The following is a 17,105-nucleotide window of genomic DNA, read 5'->3' as shown; positions in this document are numbered from 1 at the left end:
CAGCCGGGCGGGGAATTAAAATCAGGCGTAAATCAAGCGTTGCAAACCGGGACGATCCAGCCCTTCGTGTCGGGGATTCTACCCCACTGGATGCCGGTAAGGGTATCGTACAGCTTCTGGGTCAGAGGGCCGATTTCGCCGTGGCCGATCTGGGCGGTCTGATCCTCATAGTCCAGCTTCTTGACGGGGGAGACGACGGCGGCGGTACCGGTGCCGAACACCTCCTCCAGCTTGCCCTCGCGGGAGGCCTTCATCAGGTCGTCGACGGCCAGCTTGCCCTCCACAACCTCATAGCCCCAGTCTTTCAGCAGCTCGATGATGGAGCGGCGGGTGACGCCGGGGAGCACGGTGCCGTCCTTATCCTGCGCCTCGGCGGTATCAAGCTTGCCGTCGATCTTGAAGAAGATGTTCATGGCGCCCACTTCTTCAACATACTTGCGCTCCACGCCGTCCAACCACAGCACCTGGCTGTATCCACGCTCCTCGGCCACCTTGGCGGCAAGCAGAGACACGGCGTAGTTTCCGCCGCACTTGGTAAAGCCGGTGCCGCCGGGGCAGGCGCGAACATAGGTGTCCTCCACATAGATGTCGATGGGGGCCAGCCCCGCCGCGTAATATGCGCCGGAGGGGGCGCAGATGATGATGAACTGATAGGTAGTGGACGCGTGAACGCCAAGCTGGGCCATGGTGGCAATGGTGAACGGACGGATGTACAAAGACGCGCCCTCGGAATGGGGAACCCAGTCCTTCTCGACCTCCACCAGCGCGCGGATGGCCTCCACAAAATCCTCTTCAGGGATGGCGGGCATGCACAGGCGCTCCTGCGTGTTGTTCATGCGGCGGGCGTTGCAGTCTGGGCGGAAGAGCTGAATTTTGTTCTCGGCGGTGCGATAGGCCTTCAGGCCCTCAAAGCACTCCTGCGCATAGTGGAACACCACGGCGGAAGGCTCCAGAGAGATGGGAGCATAAGGCACAATGCGGGCATCGTGCCAGCCCTGACCCTCGGTATAGTCCATAATAAACATGTGGTCGGAAAAGGTTTTTCCGAAGCCCAGCTTGGACTCGTCCGCAGGCTTTGCTTTGGGGGAAGTCGTCTTGGTGATCTTGATGTTCAGCATTTGAAATTCTCCCTTACTTTTATTTTGAACTGATAAAGCAAAAGGCTCTCGCACCCCTGAAATCAGGGAGGCGAAAGCCAAACTTCCGTGGTACCACTCTCTTTGCCGCAACGCGGCCTCTTATGTACGCTTCCGCGCACCGCCTCTGTAACCGGGAGGCTCCCGTCGCCGCCTACTGGAGAAGCTTCTCTTTGGGCGGGCCGCTTCCGGGCCAGACCAATCAGGCCGCGTCCGCTGCCTCGCACCATGCGGCAGCTCTCTGAAGTCGGCGTTCCTGACGGCAATTCCCGTTCATTGCGTTTTGAATATTAAATTATTTATACGCTCCCGGCAGGAGAAAGTCAACTGTTAAAATGCACAGAACAGGCCCGGGACGGGATATTCGTCCGCCCGCCCGCCGAGAAACCGGCGGACGGGGGACATTCAATTTACAAAAGACAGCGTTATCCGACGCAGGCCATGCCCCGACGGAATGCCTCGATGTTCAGGGGAACCAGCTTGGCCTTGGCCCCGGTAAACATCTCCTCAATCATCGCCTCGATGGCCTCGGGCTTTAAAATCTTGGTGGCGGCCACATACGCCCCCAGCATGGCCATGTTGCCCACTTTGGCGTTGCCCACCTGATCGGCAATTTCCCCGCAGGGAATGTAGTACGCGGTCAAATCCGGGCGCGTCACCTTGTCGGTAACCACCGAGCTGTTGACAAACACGGCACCGCCGGGAACCACGCCCGCTTCAAATTTTTCAAGAGAGGGCTCGTTCATGGCGATCAGCTCCGTGGGATGGTTAAACACAGGGGAGCCCACCGGACGGTCGGACAGCACCACAGAGCAGTTGGCCGTGCCGCCCCGCATCTCGGGTCCGTAGGACGGGGCCCACGTCACGTTCAGCCCCTCGGCCATGCCGGCTTCCGCCAGATTCTTGCCGATGGCAAGGCCGCCCTGTCCGCCGAAGCCGGAAATGATAATTTCCTTTTTCATCTCACTTCACCTCCGTGCCGGTATCCTTGATCAAACCCAGGGGATAGTAAGGAACCATGTTCTCCTTCAGCCACTCCATGGACTTCAGCGGCGTCATGCCCCAGTTGGTGGGGCATGTGGCAAGAACCTCCACAAAAGTAAAGCCCTTGCCCTCCATCTGAAGCTGGAATGCCTTTTTAATGGCCTTTTTTGCCTTATTCAGGTTGGGAATGTCGGTGGCGCAGACCCGCTCGGCATAGACGCAGCCGTCAAGCGTTGAAAGCATCTCTGCCATGCGGATGGGCATACCGGCCTGCTCACGGGTGCGGCCCTGGGGGCAGGTGGTGGCTCTTTGTCCGATGAGGGTGGTGGGAGCCATCTGGCCGCCGGTCATGCCGTAAATGGCATTGTTGATGAAAATGGTGGTAAACTTCTCTCCCCGCATGGCGGCGTGGACAATTTCCGCCGTGCCGATGGAGGCAAGGTCGCCGTCGCCCTGATAGGTGAACACCGGCTGGTGGGGATGGGTGCGCTTGATGCCAGTTGCGACGGCGGGGGCGCGTCCGTGGGCGGCCTCCTGCATGTCGCAGTTGAAATACTTATAGGCAAACACCGAGCAGCCCACAGGACACACGCCGATGGCCGTGTCCAGCAGGTCCATTTCCTCCATCGTCTCAGCCACCAGCTTGTGAATGATGCCGTGGGTGCAACCGGGGCAGTAGTGGAACTCCACGTCCGTCAGTCCCTTGGATTTTTGATAGACAACCGCCATGTTACTCCGCCTCCTTCAGGGCCTTTTTGCCCGCTTCCACGATTTCTTCCACAGTGGGAATCACGCCGCCAGCGTGACCCAGATAGGAGATGGGCCTGCGGCCCTCCACGCTCAGGCGCACATCTTCGATCATCTGACCGTCGATGCTCATTTCCACATCCAAAATCGCCTTCACATTGTCACGCAGGGCCAAATCATGCAGTTCCTTCTCCGGGAAGGGCCACAGAGAAATGGGGCGGAACAGTCCCGCCTTAATCCCCTCGGCCCGAAGCTGCTCCAATGCCGTGAGGACAATGCGGGCGGGCGTACCGTAGGCCGTGATAAGAAGCTCGGCGTCCTCCACGTCCTTGCCGGTCCAGCGGACTTCGTTCTCCTTGATGAGCTGATACTTCTTTGCAAGCTCCACGTTAAAGTCGTCGCACTCGTTGGGATCGATATATAGGGAGTTGATCACGTTGTGGTGCGCCCGGCCCTTGCGGCCGGTGGCGGCCCAGTCCTTGGGCGCCAGCTTGCGCTTTGGAATCTCGCGCCACTCAATCGGCTCCATCATCTGGCCGATCATGCCGTCCGCCAGCACCAGCACGGGGTTGCGGTATTGGTCGGCGATGTCAAACGCCTCCTGCACCATGTCCACGGCCTCCTGAATGTTGGCAGGAGCCAGCACCACCGTACGGTAGTCGCCGTTGCCGCCGCCGCGGGTGGCCTGAAAATAGTCGCTCTGGCCGGGCTGAATCGTTCCAAGGCCCGGACCGCCGCGCATACAGTTGACGATGACGGCGGGCAGCTCCGCGCCCGCAAGATATGTAATGCCCTCCTGCTTCAGGGAGATTCCGGGAGAGGAGGAGGAGGTCATGACCCGCATTCCGGCGCCTGCGGCCCCGTACACCATATTGATAGCGGCCACCTCGGACTCCGCCTGAACAAACACCTTGCCGTGCTGCGGCATATGCAAAGAGAGATATTCCGGAATCTCGCTCTGCGGGGTGATGGGATACCCAAAGAAGCAGTCGCAGCCCGCGCGGATGGCGGCCTCTGCAATCGCTTCATTTCCTTTCCAAAGCTCTTTTCCCACGAAAATTCAACCTCCTTCGTCAGATTTTTTCCACGGTAATCACGGAATCCGGACAGATTTTTGCGCAGCTTGCGCAGGCAATGCATGCCGCTATGTCCACCACCCCGGCGGGGTGATAGCCTTTGCGGTTGATCACGTCCATGTCAATCGCCACGATATGCTTGGGACACACGGAAACGCACAACTCACAGCCCTTGCACCGGTCCCGGTCAAATGTTACCCTTGCTGCCATGATACTCATTTGCCTCCCTTCATGTTGTTGGGAGCCTTTTACAGCTCCCACGGTTTTTTCATATAAATGTCAATGGGAAACAGCTTAAGCCCCGCGAGACTTTCCTCGCCGGTGAAGCGCCGCTCCGCCACATGGCACATAACGGGAATGCCGGTTTCCCGCGAAACCGCTTCAGCCAGCTCCGCGCCCTTAAGAATCTCTTCAGGCGTCGTCTCGCCGCACAGATGGGTATTGTTCACAATACCGCCGCACGCAAGACCCGTCACGACCTCGATGCTGCGAAGATAGGCCACGGCGGCCTCTGCCGTGCGCACCTCGGGCCGGTTGGCATTGAGCACAAAAAGGAGCTTGTAATCCTCCCCAATAATTTTGGGCTGAAACCGGGCCAGCACCCGTGCGCCCACCGGATCGCCGCCCACATCCATCACACCCCGGATTTCTCGGTTTTCCAGAATGGTCAAAAGCTCCGCCGGAAGGGCGGGCACGTCCGCGTCGCTGCATGCCTGAGAAGAGGAGATCACCCGGATCCCCGCCCCCTCCAAAAGTTTTCTCCGCTCTCTGGAGCGGAAATAGGGATTCACGATGTCCACGTCCGCCAGCATGGCGGCGTGTCCCTCATGGGCCAACCCCAGCGCATAGTTTACGGCAAACTCGGTCTTCCCCGTCCCGTAATGCCCGCAGACAAGTACGACGCGGTTGGAGCAGACCTGATCGGATGTCAGAATCAAAACGGCCCCCTCGCTTTCAAAATATCAAAAAAGAGTTGTATTATTATCGTATGCGTTGTATGATGTCAGTATAACCGATTTGGTTGGAGATGTCAAGGGAAGTTATTGTGCCTTTTGCCGAAACTCTGTCGATCTTTTTTTGAAATTTGATGTGAATGTGAAGTTTGCAGGCAGAGCGGCAGCACTTTAAAACATGAAATACGCCCCCGTAGGGGCGAAGGAGGACTTTTATGGAGGGACCGAAAAAGGCAAAGCTGTCTCAGCGGGCGGCGGAGAGATTGCTGGACATGATTGCAGAGGAGCACCGGTATGAAACCGGCGGCAAACTGCCCAACGAAAACGAACTGAGCGAGCTTTTAGGCGTCAGCCGCACTACGCTGCGGGAGGCGATTTCATTTCTGGTTGCACAGGGTGTGCTGGAAATTCAGCGGGGCAAGGGTACATTTGTAGCCCGAGAGCTGCCCCGCTTCCCGGTGGATATGACGGCGCTGACGGATTTGCGGTCCCGGACCAGAGCCAGAGACCTGTTTGAGATGCGCCTGATTTTTGAGCCTGCCACAGTGGCGCTGGCCTGCCAGCGGGCAAGCGACGAGGAACTGGACCAAATCCGCCGCAAAGCGGAGCGAATGGCCCAGATTGCCGCCTCCGGCGGAGACTGGCCCTCTGCGGATCAGGACTTTCACCTGAGCATCATCCGCGCGTCTCACAATGAATACATGCGCCGCCTTTATCCCATCATCAACGACGCGGTGAGCGAGATTATGCAGATTTCGGAGAATCAAAAGCATATGCAGGAAATTGCTGTGGCCGACAACCGGCTGATTGTGGATTTTCTGCTGCGCCGGGACGACGTGGGCGCGCGCTACGCCATGAGCATCCACATGAAGCACCTGATTCAAACTCTGCGGGTATAGCCCACCGCGAGCGTTATTTCCCCCAAGCCATGGCCTCCCCGTTCTTTATTAAACAAAAAGCGCCTGCCCCGGCAATGCCGAGGCAGGCGCTTTAGCCTATTGGCAGCTTTTGCAAACCTCCATTGCCGGGAAGCAACTCAGCGAGTTTCGGAAGGCCGGAGAGTCCGCGCAAGGGCCTCCGCCTCGGCGCAGGCGTCCGCCAGCAGGGCCTCCGGGTCCACGCCGTCCAAGTCCAGCCCGTCCGCCGCCACGCAGGTCAGATCGCCCATTCCGAAAAACATCTGAATAGCCCGCAAGTAGGGCACGGCCTGCTCCAGCGGGTCCCCGGCGGGATAGGCGCCGCCGCGGGTGGTGAGAAACACGCACCTCTCCGCCGCGCACAGGCCCTTCAGGCCCTCCGCTGTGCTGCGGAAGGTGATGCCCTCCACCGACACGTTTTCAATATAGACCTTCAGCAGCGCGGGAAAGCTCATGTCCCAAAACGGCGCGGCAATTACGATCAAGTCCGCCGCCGCCAGCTCCCGCGCCCTGTCAAACCGGGGATCGTCCGTTTTTCCGGCTTTCAGCAGCGCTTCCCGCCGTTCAAAAAACTCGCCGGCTAAAGGTCGAAAGTCCTCTTCCATAAGATTCACAGCAGTCACCTGCCAACCATCCGGCAGCGCGGCAAAAAACGACTCCGCCAGCTTCCTCGTACGGGACGCTTCTCCCCGGATGCAACAGTCAATATACAATGCCTGTTTCACAAAATGCCTCCTGACGTTCCTCTCCGGGAGGGCTTGTACGCATCCTCACCGAAAGGCCTCTTCTTATTGTATGTTACTTTAGTATACCGTCCCCGGAATACGCCGTCAAGAGCGGCAGTTCCTTCCATATCGTATGTCTCTTGAATATAAATGTCCGCTTTATGAAAACAGCCGCAAGCCATATGAAATTGCACAAAGTTTTTTTGCGGAAACTTCCGGTTTTAGAAAAAGCCATGAAATGCGCACTTTTTTCCCGTCATCCGTGGCAAAAGCGTTGACAACAATCCATTTCGCCGCTATAATTCCCAGCAAGAGAGCGCAACGGGGCACCCTCAGGGGCTTTGCCGCGTTCTTTTTGCATTCCACGCTTTATTGCGCTATTGTGAGAAACCAAGCGCAAACGCATAAACTCTCAGTTGAAAGGAGACTGTTTTTATGAGCGGATTCAGCAAGGAAGATATTCTCCGAATGGTTCAGGAGGAGGACGTTCAGTTCATCCGCATGCAGTTTACGGATATTTTCGGCCAGATGAAAAACGTGGCCGTCTCCGTCTCTCAGCTTGAGCGGGCGCTGAACAATCAGATTATGCTGGACGGCAGCTCCATCGAAGGTTTTGTCCGCATCGAGGAATCCGACCAGTGTCTCTGGCCGGATCTGGACACCTTCGCGGTGCTGCCCTGGCGGCCCCAATACGGGAAGGTGGCCCGGCTGATCTGCGACGTTCACAACCCGGACGGCGCATCCTTTTCCGGGGACCCGCGAAACGTATTAAAGCGGGTGGTCAAGCGGGCGGCGGATATGGGCTTTACCTTTAACGTGGGGCCGGAGATGGAATTTTTCCTGTTTCAGACCGACGACGCGGGAAACCCCACCACCGTCACCGGAGATCAGGCGGGCTACTTCGATCTGGGTCCTTTGGACCACGGAGAGGGAACCCGGCGGGAAATCTGCCTGGCGCTGGAGGCAATGGGGCTTGAAGTGGAGGCCAGCCACCACGAGGTTTCCGCCGGTCAACACGAAATTGACATGAAATACGCCGACGCCATGAAGGCCGCCGACGGGATTATGACCTTTAAGCTGGCGGTAAAGACCATGGCGCAGAAAAACGGGCTTCACGCCACCTTTATGCCAAAACCGGTTTTCGGCGCGGCGGGCAGCGGTATGCATGTAAACATGTCCCTGTTCCGGGACGGGAAAAACGCTTTTTATGACGAAGCGGACGCAAGAAAGCTTTCGCCGCTGGCCTATCACTTCATCGCGGGACTTCTGGCCCACGCCGGGGGCTTTTGCGCGGTGACCAACCCGCTGGTAAATTCCTATAAGCGGCTGGTTTCCGGCTATGAGGCTCCCAACTGCCTTGCGTGGTCGTCGTCCAACCGCTCCGCGCTGGTCCGCATTCCGTCTCCCCGGGGGCAGGACACCCGGGTGGAGCTGCGCAGTCCAGATCCCTCCTGCAATCCGTATCTGGCGCTGGCCGTGTGTCTGGCGGCAGGTCTGGATGGAATCGAGCGAAAGCTGACGCCGCCGGAGGAAACGGTGGAAAACCTGTACGCCATGGACGCGGAGACTCTCCGCCGCCACGGCATTGCCAATCTTCCCGCCACGCTGGAGGAGGCCGTTTTTGCCATGGAAGCCGACCGGGTCGTCACCGATGCGCTGGGTCCCCATGTCACAAGCCAGTATATTGCCGGGAAGCAGCGGGAATGGGCGGAATACCGCACGCAGGTCACAGCTTGGGAGCTGGGCAAATATCTTGTGACCTACTGATTTATCCGGGGCTGTAAGACGTCATAGGACGCGCCGTCGGTCGCTTTTCATATACGCGGCCACGGCATAGATATCCGCCCGGAGATTTGCGCCCGCCGGGCAAAAATCAGCGCGGCCTGTTGCCCGGGAGAGGAGGGATGGAAGCCATGTCCGGAATCATCGTCGCGTTTTCCAACGAAGAAGCGCAGCGGCGCACCGTGCTGCTGCTGGAATCGGGCGGCTATATCCCTGCCGCCTGCTGCGCCACGGGGGCGGAGGCCATTCGCGCCGCCAGAAAGCTTGGCGGCGCGTCCATCATCTGCGGCTTTCGTCTGCGGGATATGACGGCAAACGATCTGGCGGGCTCCCTCCGGGGCGTCAGCGCCCTTTTGGTGGTGTCCACCGCCGCAAATCTGGATTTTTGCGAAGGAGAAAACCTGTTCAAGCTGGCTTCCCCCGCCCGCAAAGCGGATTTCTTTACCTCGCTGGAGCTTCTGCTGGCCTTTCGTCCCACCATCCCTCGCCATCCCTCGCCATTGCGGGACGAACCGGCGCAGCGGCTGATCCGCCGGGCCAAGGAGCTTTTGATGGATATTAACCGCATGTCTGAGGCCGAGGCCCACCGTTTTCTGCAAAAACGCAGCATGGACGCAGGCATGAAGCTGGCGGAAACCGCGCAGTTGATGATAGAAGCTTATACCGGTGGACACGGCTGAAATTTCGCATTTTCTTTGCCAAACGCCATCCCGGTATTGCCCAAGGTGCATTTTATAAACTGCCGCGGGGGGAGCAATCCACCCTGCGGCTCACTTTATCACAGATAGGAGCTGTTTTCCATGATTGACCCTACTCAGCGGCCCACACCCCTTTACGATCCCCTTGTTGAGCACGACGCCTGCGGCATCGGCGCCGTGGTGAGCCTGCGGGGTGAAAAAACCTGGCGCACGGTGGACGACGCGCTGAAAATCGTGGAAAAGCTAGAGCACCGCGCGGGAAAGGACGCTACCGGAAAAACCGGCGACGGCGTGGGCCTGATGCTTCAAGTTCCCCACAAGCTGCTGTCAAGGGCCGCGCTGGAGGAAGGCTTCTCTCTGGGAAAAGAACGGGATTACGGCGTGGGGATGCTATTCCTCCCCGCCGATGCGCTCAAGCGCGCGCAGGCGCAGAAAATGCTGGAGATCATTGTTGCCAAGGAGGGGATGGAATTTTTAGGCTGGCGAAATATTCCCACCCGTCCAGACGTGCTGGGCGATAAGGCCCGGAGTTGTATGCCCCACATCTGCCAGTGCTTTGTAAAGCGTCCGGAGGGCTGTGCCCAAGGACTGGACTTTGACCGCAAGCTGTATGTTGCCCGCAGGGTCTTCGAGCAGTCCAGCATTGCCGCCTACGTCCCCTCGTTTTCCAGCCGCACCATTGTGTATAAGGGAATGTTTCTGGTGGGGCAGCTTCGGGAATTTTATCCCGACCTCTCCGACCCGGACTGCGAAAGCGCCATCGCGCTGGTGCACTCCCGGTTTTCCACCAACACAAATCCAAGCTGGGAGCGCGCCCATCCCAACCGCTATATCATGCACAACGGAGAAATCAACACCATCCGGGGCAATGTGGACCGGATGCTGGCCCGGGAGGAAACCATGTTCTCGTCGGTCATGGAGGAGGACATGGACAAAATTCTCCCCGTGGTGGACCAGAACGGGTCTGATTCCTCCATGCTGGACAACACGCTGGAATTTCTGATGATGAACGGCATTCCCCTGCCTCAGGCGGTGATGCTGTGCCTTCCCGAGCCGTGGGCCAACGACCGCAGAATGGACCGGGAAAAGCGGGACTTCTATCACTATTACGCCACCATGATGGAGCCTTGGGACGGCCCCGCCGCCATCGTCTTTTCCGACGGAGACACGGTGGGCGCGGTGCTGGACCGGAACGGCCTTCGCCCCTGCCGCTGGTACCTGACGGACGACGAGACGCTGATTCTTTCCTCCGAGGTGGGCGTTCTGGACATTCCGGCGGAAAAAATCGTGAAAAAGTCCCGTTTGCAGCCCGGACGGATGCTGCTGGCGGATTTGACCCTTGGGCGGCTGGTGGACGACGCGGAGCTGAAGGGGAGCTATGCCCGCCGCCGACCTTACGGCGAATGGCTGGACCAACATTTGGTTTACCTCAAGGACATCTCCATTCCCAACCGGCAGGTGGAGCACCACCCCCAGGAGCTGCGAGACCGGCTGTACAAGGCCTTTGGCTATACTTATGAAGAAGTGAAGGACTCCCTCCTCCCCATGGCCCGGGACGGGGCCGAGCCTACCTGCGCCATGGGCGTGGATACGCCCTTGGCCGTGCTCAGCGAACAGCATCAGCCCCTATTCAACTATTTTAAGCAGCTTTTCGCCCAAGTCACCAATCCGCCCATGGACGCCATCCGGGAGGAAGTCGTCACAGACACCACGGTTTATGTGGGCGCGGGCGGAAATCTGTTGCAGGAGCGGGCAGAAAACTGCACCGTGCTGGAAATCCGCAACCCCATTCTCACCTCTTTGGACTTAATGAAAATCCGCTACATGAACCGCCCCGGCTTTCAAGTGGAAACCCTGTCCCTGCTGTATTACCCCGGCATGCCCTTGGAACACGCGCTGGACCGCCTGTTTATCAACTGCGACCGGGCCTACCGCCATGGGGCAAATATCCTGATTCTTTCCGACCGGGGCGTGGATGAAAACCACATGGCTATTCCCTCCCTTCTGGCGGTTTCGGCATTGCAGCAGCATTTGGTGCGCACCAAGAAGCGCACTGCCCTTTCCATTCTTCTTGAGAGCGCGGAGCCGCGGGACGTGCATCATTTCGCCGCGCTGCTGGGCTATGGCGCGCAGGCCGTCAATCCCTATCTGGCGCAGGAGTGCGTGGCAGAGCTGGTGGAGGTGGGGCTTCTGGACAAGGACCCCGGCGCCGCTGTCAGCGATTACAACAGCGCCATTCTCCACGGCATTGTAAAAATTGCCTCCAAAATGGGCATTTCCACCATCCAATCTTACCAGTCCGCCCAGATTTTCGAGTGTGTGGGCATCCACCGCTCCGTCATCGACCGGTATTTTACCAATACCGTCAGCCGGGTGGGAGGCGTGGGCCTTGCGGAAATCGGCGAAGGAGTGGAGTGGAACCACAACCGGGCCTTCGACCCCCTGGGCCTTGGTTATGACACCACGCTGGATTCCGTCGGAGCTCTGAAACTGCGCTCCGGCCCCGACAAAGAGGACCATATGTACAATCCCCGCACCATTTTACTGCTGCAAAAGGCCGCGCGGGAGGGAAGCTACGACACATTCAGAGAATACGCCGCCGAGGTGGACCGGGCCGACAAGCCCCATACCCTTCGGGGCCTGCTGGATTTCCGGTTTGACGAGGGTGGCGGCATTCCCATCGACGAGGTGGAGCGCGAGGACTCTATTGTCAAGCGCTTTAAAACCGGAGCCATGAGCTACGGCTCCATTTCTCAGGAGGCCCATGAGTGCATGGCGCTGGCCATGAACCGCATTGGCGGAAAGTCCAACTCCGGCGAGGGCGGCGAGGATCCCGCCCGCTTTGGCACTGACCGCAATTCCGCCATCAAGCAGGTTTCCTCCGCCCGGTTTGGCGTAACCAGCGAATACCTTTGCAGCGCAGAAGAAATTCAGATTAAAATGGCGCAGGGAGCCAAGCCCGGCGAGGGCGGCCACCTCTCCGGTGCCAAGGTCTACCCGTGGATTGCCAAAACCCGCTGCTCCACGCCGGGCGTGACGCTGATCTCTCCCCCGCCCCACCATGATATTTACTCCATTGAGGATTTGGAGCAGCTCATTTACGACCTGAAAAATGCCAACCGCCGCGCCCGTATCAGTGTGAAGCTGGTGTCCGAGGCGGGGGTTGGAACCATCGCCTCCGGCGTTGCCAAAGCGGGGGCGCAGGTGGTGCTGATCTCCGGCCACGACGGTGGCACCGGCGCGGCCCCCAAAAGCTCCATTCAGGGAGCGGGTCTTCCGTGGGAGCTGGGCGTTGCCGAGGCGCATCAGGCCCTGATTCAAAACGGACTGCGCAGCCGCGTGGTGATTGAAACCGACGGCAAGCTGATGACCGGCCGGGACGTGGCCATCGCCTGCATGCTGGGAGCGGAGGAATTCAGCTTTGCAACCGCCCCGCTGGTGACCATGGGCTGCTGCATGATGCGGGTGTGCAATCTGGATACCTGCCCCGCAGGCATCGCCACCCAAAATCCCGTCCTGCGCAAGCGGTTCTCCGGAAAGCCGGAGTATGTGGTCAACTTCATGTATTTTGTGGCCCGGGAGCTGCGGGAGCTGATGGCGCAGCTCGGCATGCGCACCGTGGACGAACTGGTGGGCCGCAGCGACCTTCTGCGGGTCCGGGAGAAGCTTGTCACTCATCGGGCGGAAGCGCTGGAGCTGGGCGGACTGCTGGGCAATCCCACAGGCGAACGCGCTCCCCACTTTGACCCGGCGGACGTGTATGACTTCGGCCTTGAAAAGACGGCGGACATGCGCATCCTGATGGAAAGGCTGGGAAAATCCCTGAAGGGAAAACGGGGCGGACGACTGGAACTGAATGTCTCGTCCACCGACCGGTCTTTCGGTGTGCTTTTCGGCTCCGAGATTACCTCTCGGTGCGGCAATACTCTGCCGGACGACAGCTATGTTGTCACCTGCCACGGCGGCGGCGGGCAGTCCTTCGGCGCGTTTATCCCCACGGGGCTGACCCTGACGCTGGAGGGCGACTGCAACGACGGCTTTGGAAAGGGTCTTTCCGGCGGCAAGCTGATTCTCTATCCCCCTAAAAGCAGCGTTTTCAAGCCCGGCGAAAACGTTATTGTGGGCAACGTGGCCCTCTACGGGGCCACGGCGGGCCGGGCGTTTATCAACGGCATGGCGGGCGAGCGGTTCTGCGTGCGCAATTCCGGCGCCGTGGCGGTGGTTGAAGGCGTGGGGGACCATGGCTGCGAATACATGACCGGGGGCCGGGTCGTCATTCTCGGCCCCACCGGGAAAAACTTCGCGGCGGGCATGTCCGGCGGCGTTGCCTACGTGCTGGACGAAAAGCACGATTTGTACCTGCGGCTAAACAAGGAGCAGGTGCTGACGGACACGCTGACCGAAGCCCACGACATCCAGGAGCTTCGTGCCCTTATTGAAGAGCATGTGGCCGCCACCGGTTCTCCCCGGGGCAAAAAAATTCTGGCGGCATTCCAGTCTTACATCCCCTGCTTCAAGAAGGTCATGCCCATCGACTATGACCGGATGCTCCGGGCCATCGCCCAGCGCGAGGAAAAGGGTATGAGCCGCCAGCAGGCGGAAATTGAGGCGTTCTATGCCCGGACGCAGGCATGAAGGGAGACTACATATGGGTAAAATTACCGGATTTTTAGACTATTCCCGCCGGGACAACGCACAATGTCTTCCTGCCCAGCGGGTGGAGAACTGGAACGAATTTCATTTCCCCCAGCCCGATGCCGAACGCGCCCAGCAGGGCGGGCGGTGCATGAACTGCGGCACGCCGTACTGTCAGGCGGGGATGCTCTACGAAGGAGCGGTCTTCGGCTGTCCGCTTCACAACCTGATTCCGGAGTGGAACGATATGCTCTGGTCCGGCAACCGGGGCCATGCCTTGAGCCGCCTACTCAAAACCAACAACTTTCCGGAATTTACGGGGCGGGTTTGCCCCGCCCCCTGTGAGGACGCGTGCATCTGCGGACTGTACGGCGACGCGGTGACCATCCGGGACAACGAGCTTTGCGTGATTGAGGATGCGTTTTCTTCCGGCGGCGTGAAACGCCGCCGCCCGCCCCAGTGGTCCGGAAAAAAGATTGCCGTGGTAGGCAGCGGCCCGGCGGGGCTGGCCGCTGCGGACCAGCTCAATCACCGGGGCCATTCCGTCACTGTCATTGAGCGGGAGGCTTACCCCGGCGGACTTCTGACCTTTGGTATTCCCAACATGAAGCTGCCCAAGTCCGTGGTAATGCGGCGCGTCAGCCTGATGACGGACGAAGGCGTGTCCTTTGTCACTGGCGTGGACGCGGCAGCGCCCGAAACGGCCCGGCGGCTCACGGAGGAATACGACGCGGTGATTCTCTGCTGCGGCGCGGAGCAGCCCCGTCCCCTTGGCCTTGATACGGCGGAGCTGGCCGGCGTTCTCTATGGCACAGAGTATTTAAAAGCCGCCGTGGAGCGGCAGGCATTTCGCTTGGAAATTTCCGAAAGCGCCCTTGCAAACGGCAAGGACGTAGTGGTCATCGGCACGGGAGACACCGCCTCCGACTGCGTGGCCACAGCCCTGCGGCAGGGCTGCAAATCCGTCGTGCAGTTGGTGCGCCGTCCCAAGGAGGACTATCTTAACGCCGATGGCAGTCTTCCCGCGGACTATGCCCACGAGGAAGCCGCTGCGGTATTCGGGGCGGACCCACGGCGCTTTGGCACGCAGGTAAAAAGCCTTGTGTCCGGAGAGGACGGGGCGCTGAACGCCGTCGTCACCACACAGGGCGACACGCTTCCCTGTGAGCTTTTGATTGTGGCCACCGGCTTTTCCGGCTGCGGGGAAACCGTCTGCCGCGCCTTCGGCGTGGAACAAAGCGACGCCGTTTTCACAGACGCGCACCGATTTTGCACAAATGTGGAAAAGGTCTTCGTCGCCGGAGATATGCGCCGGGGCCCGTCGCTGGTGGTCTGGGCCATCGCCGAGGGGCGCACAGCAGCCGCAGAGGTGGATCGGTTTTTAAGCGGCTACACAAACCTTGTCCGAAGTGTATAATATTGAATAACTTTTTATGCAGTATGCTAATTTTCTTGAGAAATTCGCCAGTTGACGCACATTCGTTTTCGTAGTAAAGTCATACCAATATAACTGGCAAAGGCGCCGGAGAGAGCAAATCGCTCTCCGGCGCCTTTGCCAATTTTTCTAGCTGTGTGCAAATGGAGGAGGAAAAACTATGAGCGCTATCGACACCTTATGGGTCCTGCTGGGGGCCACGCTGGTCTTTTTCATGCAGGCTGGCTTCGCCATGGTGGAAACCGGGTTTACCCGTGCCAAAAACGCAGGCAACATCTGCATGAAAAACCTGATGGATTTCGTCTGCGGAACCATTGTCTACTGGCTGATCGGCTTCGGCATCATGTATGGCGCGGAGCTGATTCCCGGCGTGATGGGCACGCCGGCAGTGGCCTCCGCGGCAGACACGGACTGGACCTTTCTCATCTTCCAGACGGTTTTCTGTGCCACCGCCGCCACCATTGTCTCCGGAGCCATGGCGGAGCGGACAAAGTTTAAGAGCTATCTTGTCTATTCCGTGATTATTTCTCTGTTCGTCTATCCCGTCTCCGGTCACTGGATCTGGGGCGGCGGCTGGCTCAGCACGCTGGGAACGCCCGACGGGCTTATGTCCGGCCTTGGGGCATACGGCTTCCACGACTTCGCCGGTTCCACCGCCGTACATATGGTGGGCGGACTCAGCGCCTTTATCGGCGCAATGATTTTGGGTCCCCGCATTGGAAAATACACCAAGGACGGCAAGTCCCGCGCCATCCCCGGCCACTCCATCACGCTGGGCTGTTTGGGCGTGTTCATTCTGTGGTTCGGGTGGTTCGGGTTTAACCCCGCCTCCTCCCTCGCCATTGACGGCCTGACCCAAAACGTGGGCCGCATCTTCGTCACTACCAACATGGCCGCCGTCACCGCGACCCTCACCGCCATGTGCATCACTTGGGTGAAATATGGCAAGCCCGACGTGTCCATGACGCTGAACGGCTCTCTTGCGGGCCTTGTGGCCATCACCGCTGGGTGCTCCACCGTCACCGTCACCGGCGCGGCCATCATCGGCATGATCGCAGGCTTTACCGTGGTATTCGGCGTGGAATTCATCGACCAGAAGCTGAAGGTAGACGATCCCGTGGGTGCAGTGGGCGTTCATGGCTGCTGCGGCGCGGTAGGTACTCTGCTGGTGGGCATATTCGCCTATTTCGACCCCTATACAGACGCGGAGGTGCTGACCCGGGGCACGGGACTGGGCCTTGTTTACGGCGGCGGCTTTGCCCAGCTTCTGGTGCAGCTCATCGGTGTTCTGGCGGTGGCCGCGTGGGTAAGCGTCACCATGACCTGCATGTTCCAGCTTATCAAGCATACGATTGGTCTGCGGGTGTCTCGGCAGGAAGAACTGGAGGGACTGGATTCCACTGAGCACGGCCTGCTCAGTGCCTACGCTGACTTTACGGTTGCCCGCAGCGATTACGATGACGAGGCCCTCTTAGGCAATGTTCCCGTGCGGGAAGCCGTCCCCGTGGAGCTGGTAGCCCCCGTCGCCGGGGACGCCGTTCCTGTTGCTCCCGCGGGCGTTAAAATCACCAAAATTGAAATTCTCTGCAATCAGGGCAAGTTTGATGCGCTGAAAACTGCCCTGTTCGATATCGGCATCACCGGCATGACCTGCACCAACGTTATGGGCTGCGGCGAGCAGCGGGGCGCCAGCGAATACTATCGCGGCGTAAAAATGGAGGTCAATATCCGACCAAAGCTGAAGGTAGACATCGTGGTGTGCAAGCTGCCCGTATCCCTCGTGGTGTCCACCGCCAAGCAGGCACTGTACACCGGCCACATTGGAGACGGAAAGATTTTTGTCTACGACGTGGAAAATGTCATCAAAGTCCGCACCGGTGAAGAAGGCTACGACGCCTTGCAGGACGACGTCGGCTGAGCCTTCCCTCCGCGGAATATACACACCCCCTTCTAAACGGAAGCCGCCCGGAGCAATGCTCCGGGCGGCTTCCGTTTTATGTTTTTAATAATTTGGGGA

The 17,105-nt window shown here is 59.2% G+C and carries 13 protein-coding genes; 6 read left to right on the top strand and 7 right to left on the bottom strand.

The features are described from left to right. Nucleotides 1-32 precede the first annotated feature (32 nt). The 6 genes from RTU96_RS00975 to RTU96_RS00950 form a co-directional block, all read right to left on the bottom strand. Nucleotides 33-1,118 carry a branched-chain amino acid aminotransferase gene (locus tag RTU96_RS00975; protein WP_312634428.1) on the bottom strand — a complete coding sequence of 362 codons (1,086 nt, stop codon included), beginning with the start codon at nucleotides 1,116-1,118 and terminating at the stop codon, nucleotides 33-35. A 443-nt stretch (nucleotides 1,119-1,561) separates the two neighbouring features. Next, nucleotides 1,562-2,098 (bottom strand): 2-oxoacid:acceptor oxidoreductase family protein, encoded by a 537-nt coding sequence (locus RTU96_RS00970; RefSeq protein WP_312634427.1) that lies wholly within the window; start codon nucleotides 2,096-2,098, stop codon nucleotides 1,562-1,564. Between the two features lies 1 nt (nucleotide 2,099). Then, on the bottom strand, nucleotides 2,100-2,849 hold the full coding sequence (locus tag RTU96_RS00965; RefSeq protein WP_312634426.1) for a thiamine pyrophosphate-dependent enzyme: 750 nt from the start codon (nucleotides 2,847-2,849) through the stop codon (nucleotides 2,100-2,102). A 1-nt stretch (nucleotide 2,850) separates the two neighbouring features. After that, nucleotides 2,851-3,921, bottom strand: a complete 1,071-nt coding sequence (locus tag RTU96_RS00960; RefSeq protein WP_312634425.1) for a 3-methyl-2-oxobutanoate dehydrogenase subunit VorB — start codon at nucleotides 3,919-3,921, stop codon at nucleotides 2,851-2,853. A 19-nt stretch (nucleotides 3,922-3,940) separates the two neighbouring features. Beyond that, the gene (locus RTU96_RS00955) at nucleotides 3,941-4,162 is read right to left on the bottom strand and encodes a 4Fe-4S dicluster domain-containing protein (RefSeq protein WP_349680149.1); all 222 of its coding nucleotides are present in this window, start codon (nucleotides 4,160-4,162) and stop codon (nucleotides 3,941-3,943) included. A 29-nt stretch (nucleotides 4,163-4,191) separates the two neighbouring features. Continuing rightward, entirely contained in the window at nucleotides 4,192-4,881 is a 690-nt protein-coding gene (locus RTU96_RS00950) for a hypothetical protein (RefSeq protein WP_312634424.1), read from the bottom strand. A 230-nt stretch (nucleotides 4,882-5,111) separates the two neighbouring features. Here RTU96_RS00950 and RTU96_RS00945 point away from each other — a divergent pair, with 230 nt between their 5' ends. Then, complete coding sequence (locus RTU96_RS00945) at nucleotides 5,112-5,795, top strand: FadR/GntR family transcriptional regulator (RefSeq protein ID WP_312634423.1); 684 nt, start codon at nucleotides 5,112-5,114, stop codon at nucleotides 5,793-5,795. Between the two features lie 137 nt (nucleotides 5,796-5,932). Here the strand turns inward: RTU96_RS00945 and RTU96_RS00940 are convergent, their stop codons facing one another. Then, entirely contained in the window at nucleotides 5,933-6,538 is a 606-nt protein-coding gene (locus RTU96_RS00940) for an NAD(P)H-dependent oxidoreductase (RefSeq protein ID WP_312634421.1), read from the bottom strand. 435 nt (nucleotides 6,539-6,973) lie between these two features. Here RTU96_RS00940 and glnA point away from each other — a divergent pair, with 435 nt between their 5' ends. From glnA to RTU96_RS00915, 5 genes are all read left to right on the top strand, one after another. Then, the gene (glnA, locus tag RTU96_RS00935; protein WP_312634420.1) at nucleotides 6,974-8,305 is read left to right on the top strand and encodes a type I glutamate--ammonia ligase; all 1,332 of its coding nucleotides are present in this window, start codon (nucleotides 6,974-6,976) and stop codon (nucleotides 8,303-8,305) included. A 146-nt stretch (nucleotides 8,306-8,451) separates the two neighbouring features. Beyond that, nucleotides 8,452-9,000: an ANTAR domain-containing protein gene (locus RTU96_RS00930; protein WP_312634419.1), complete on the top strand. Its 549-nt coding sequence runs from the start codon at nucleotides 8,452-8,454 to the stop codon at nucleotides 8,998-9,000. 120 nt (nucleotides 9,001-9,120) lie between these two features. Continuing rightward, the gene (gltB, locus tag RTU96_RS00925; RefSeq protein ID WP_312634417.1) at nucleotides 9,121-13,653 is read left to right on the top strand and encodes a glutamate synthase large subunit; all 4,533 of its coding nucleotides are present in this window, start codon (nucleotides 9,121-9,123) and stop codon (nucleotides 13,651-13,653) included. 13 nt (nucleotides 13,654-13,666) lie between these two features. After that, nucleotides 13,667-15,070: a glutamate synthase subunit beta gene (locus RTU96_RS00920; RefSeq protein ID WP_312634415.1), complete on the top strand. Its 1,404-nt coding sequence runs from the start codon at nucleotides 13,667-13,669 to the stop codon at nucleotides 15,068-15,070. Between the two features lie 178 nt (nucleotides 15,071-15,248). Next, entirely contained in the window at nucleotides 15,249-17,006 is a 1,758-nt protein-coding gene (locus RTU96_RS00915; protein WP_312634413.1) for an ammonium transporter, read from the top strand. The last annotated feature ends 99 nt before the right edge of the window (nucleotides 17,007-17,105 follow it).

The organism is Oscillibacter sp. (assembly GCF_032018205.1).
Lineage (GTDB): Bacteria > Bacillota > Clostridia > Oscillospirales > Oscillospiraceae > Oscillibacter.
The sequence above is the reverse complement of the archived record's forward strand: the minus strand, read 5'-3'. Positions and strand labels throughout refer to the sequence as shown.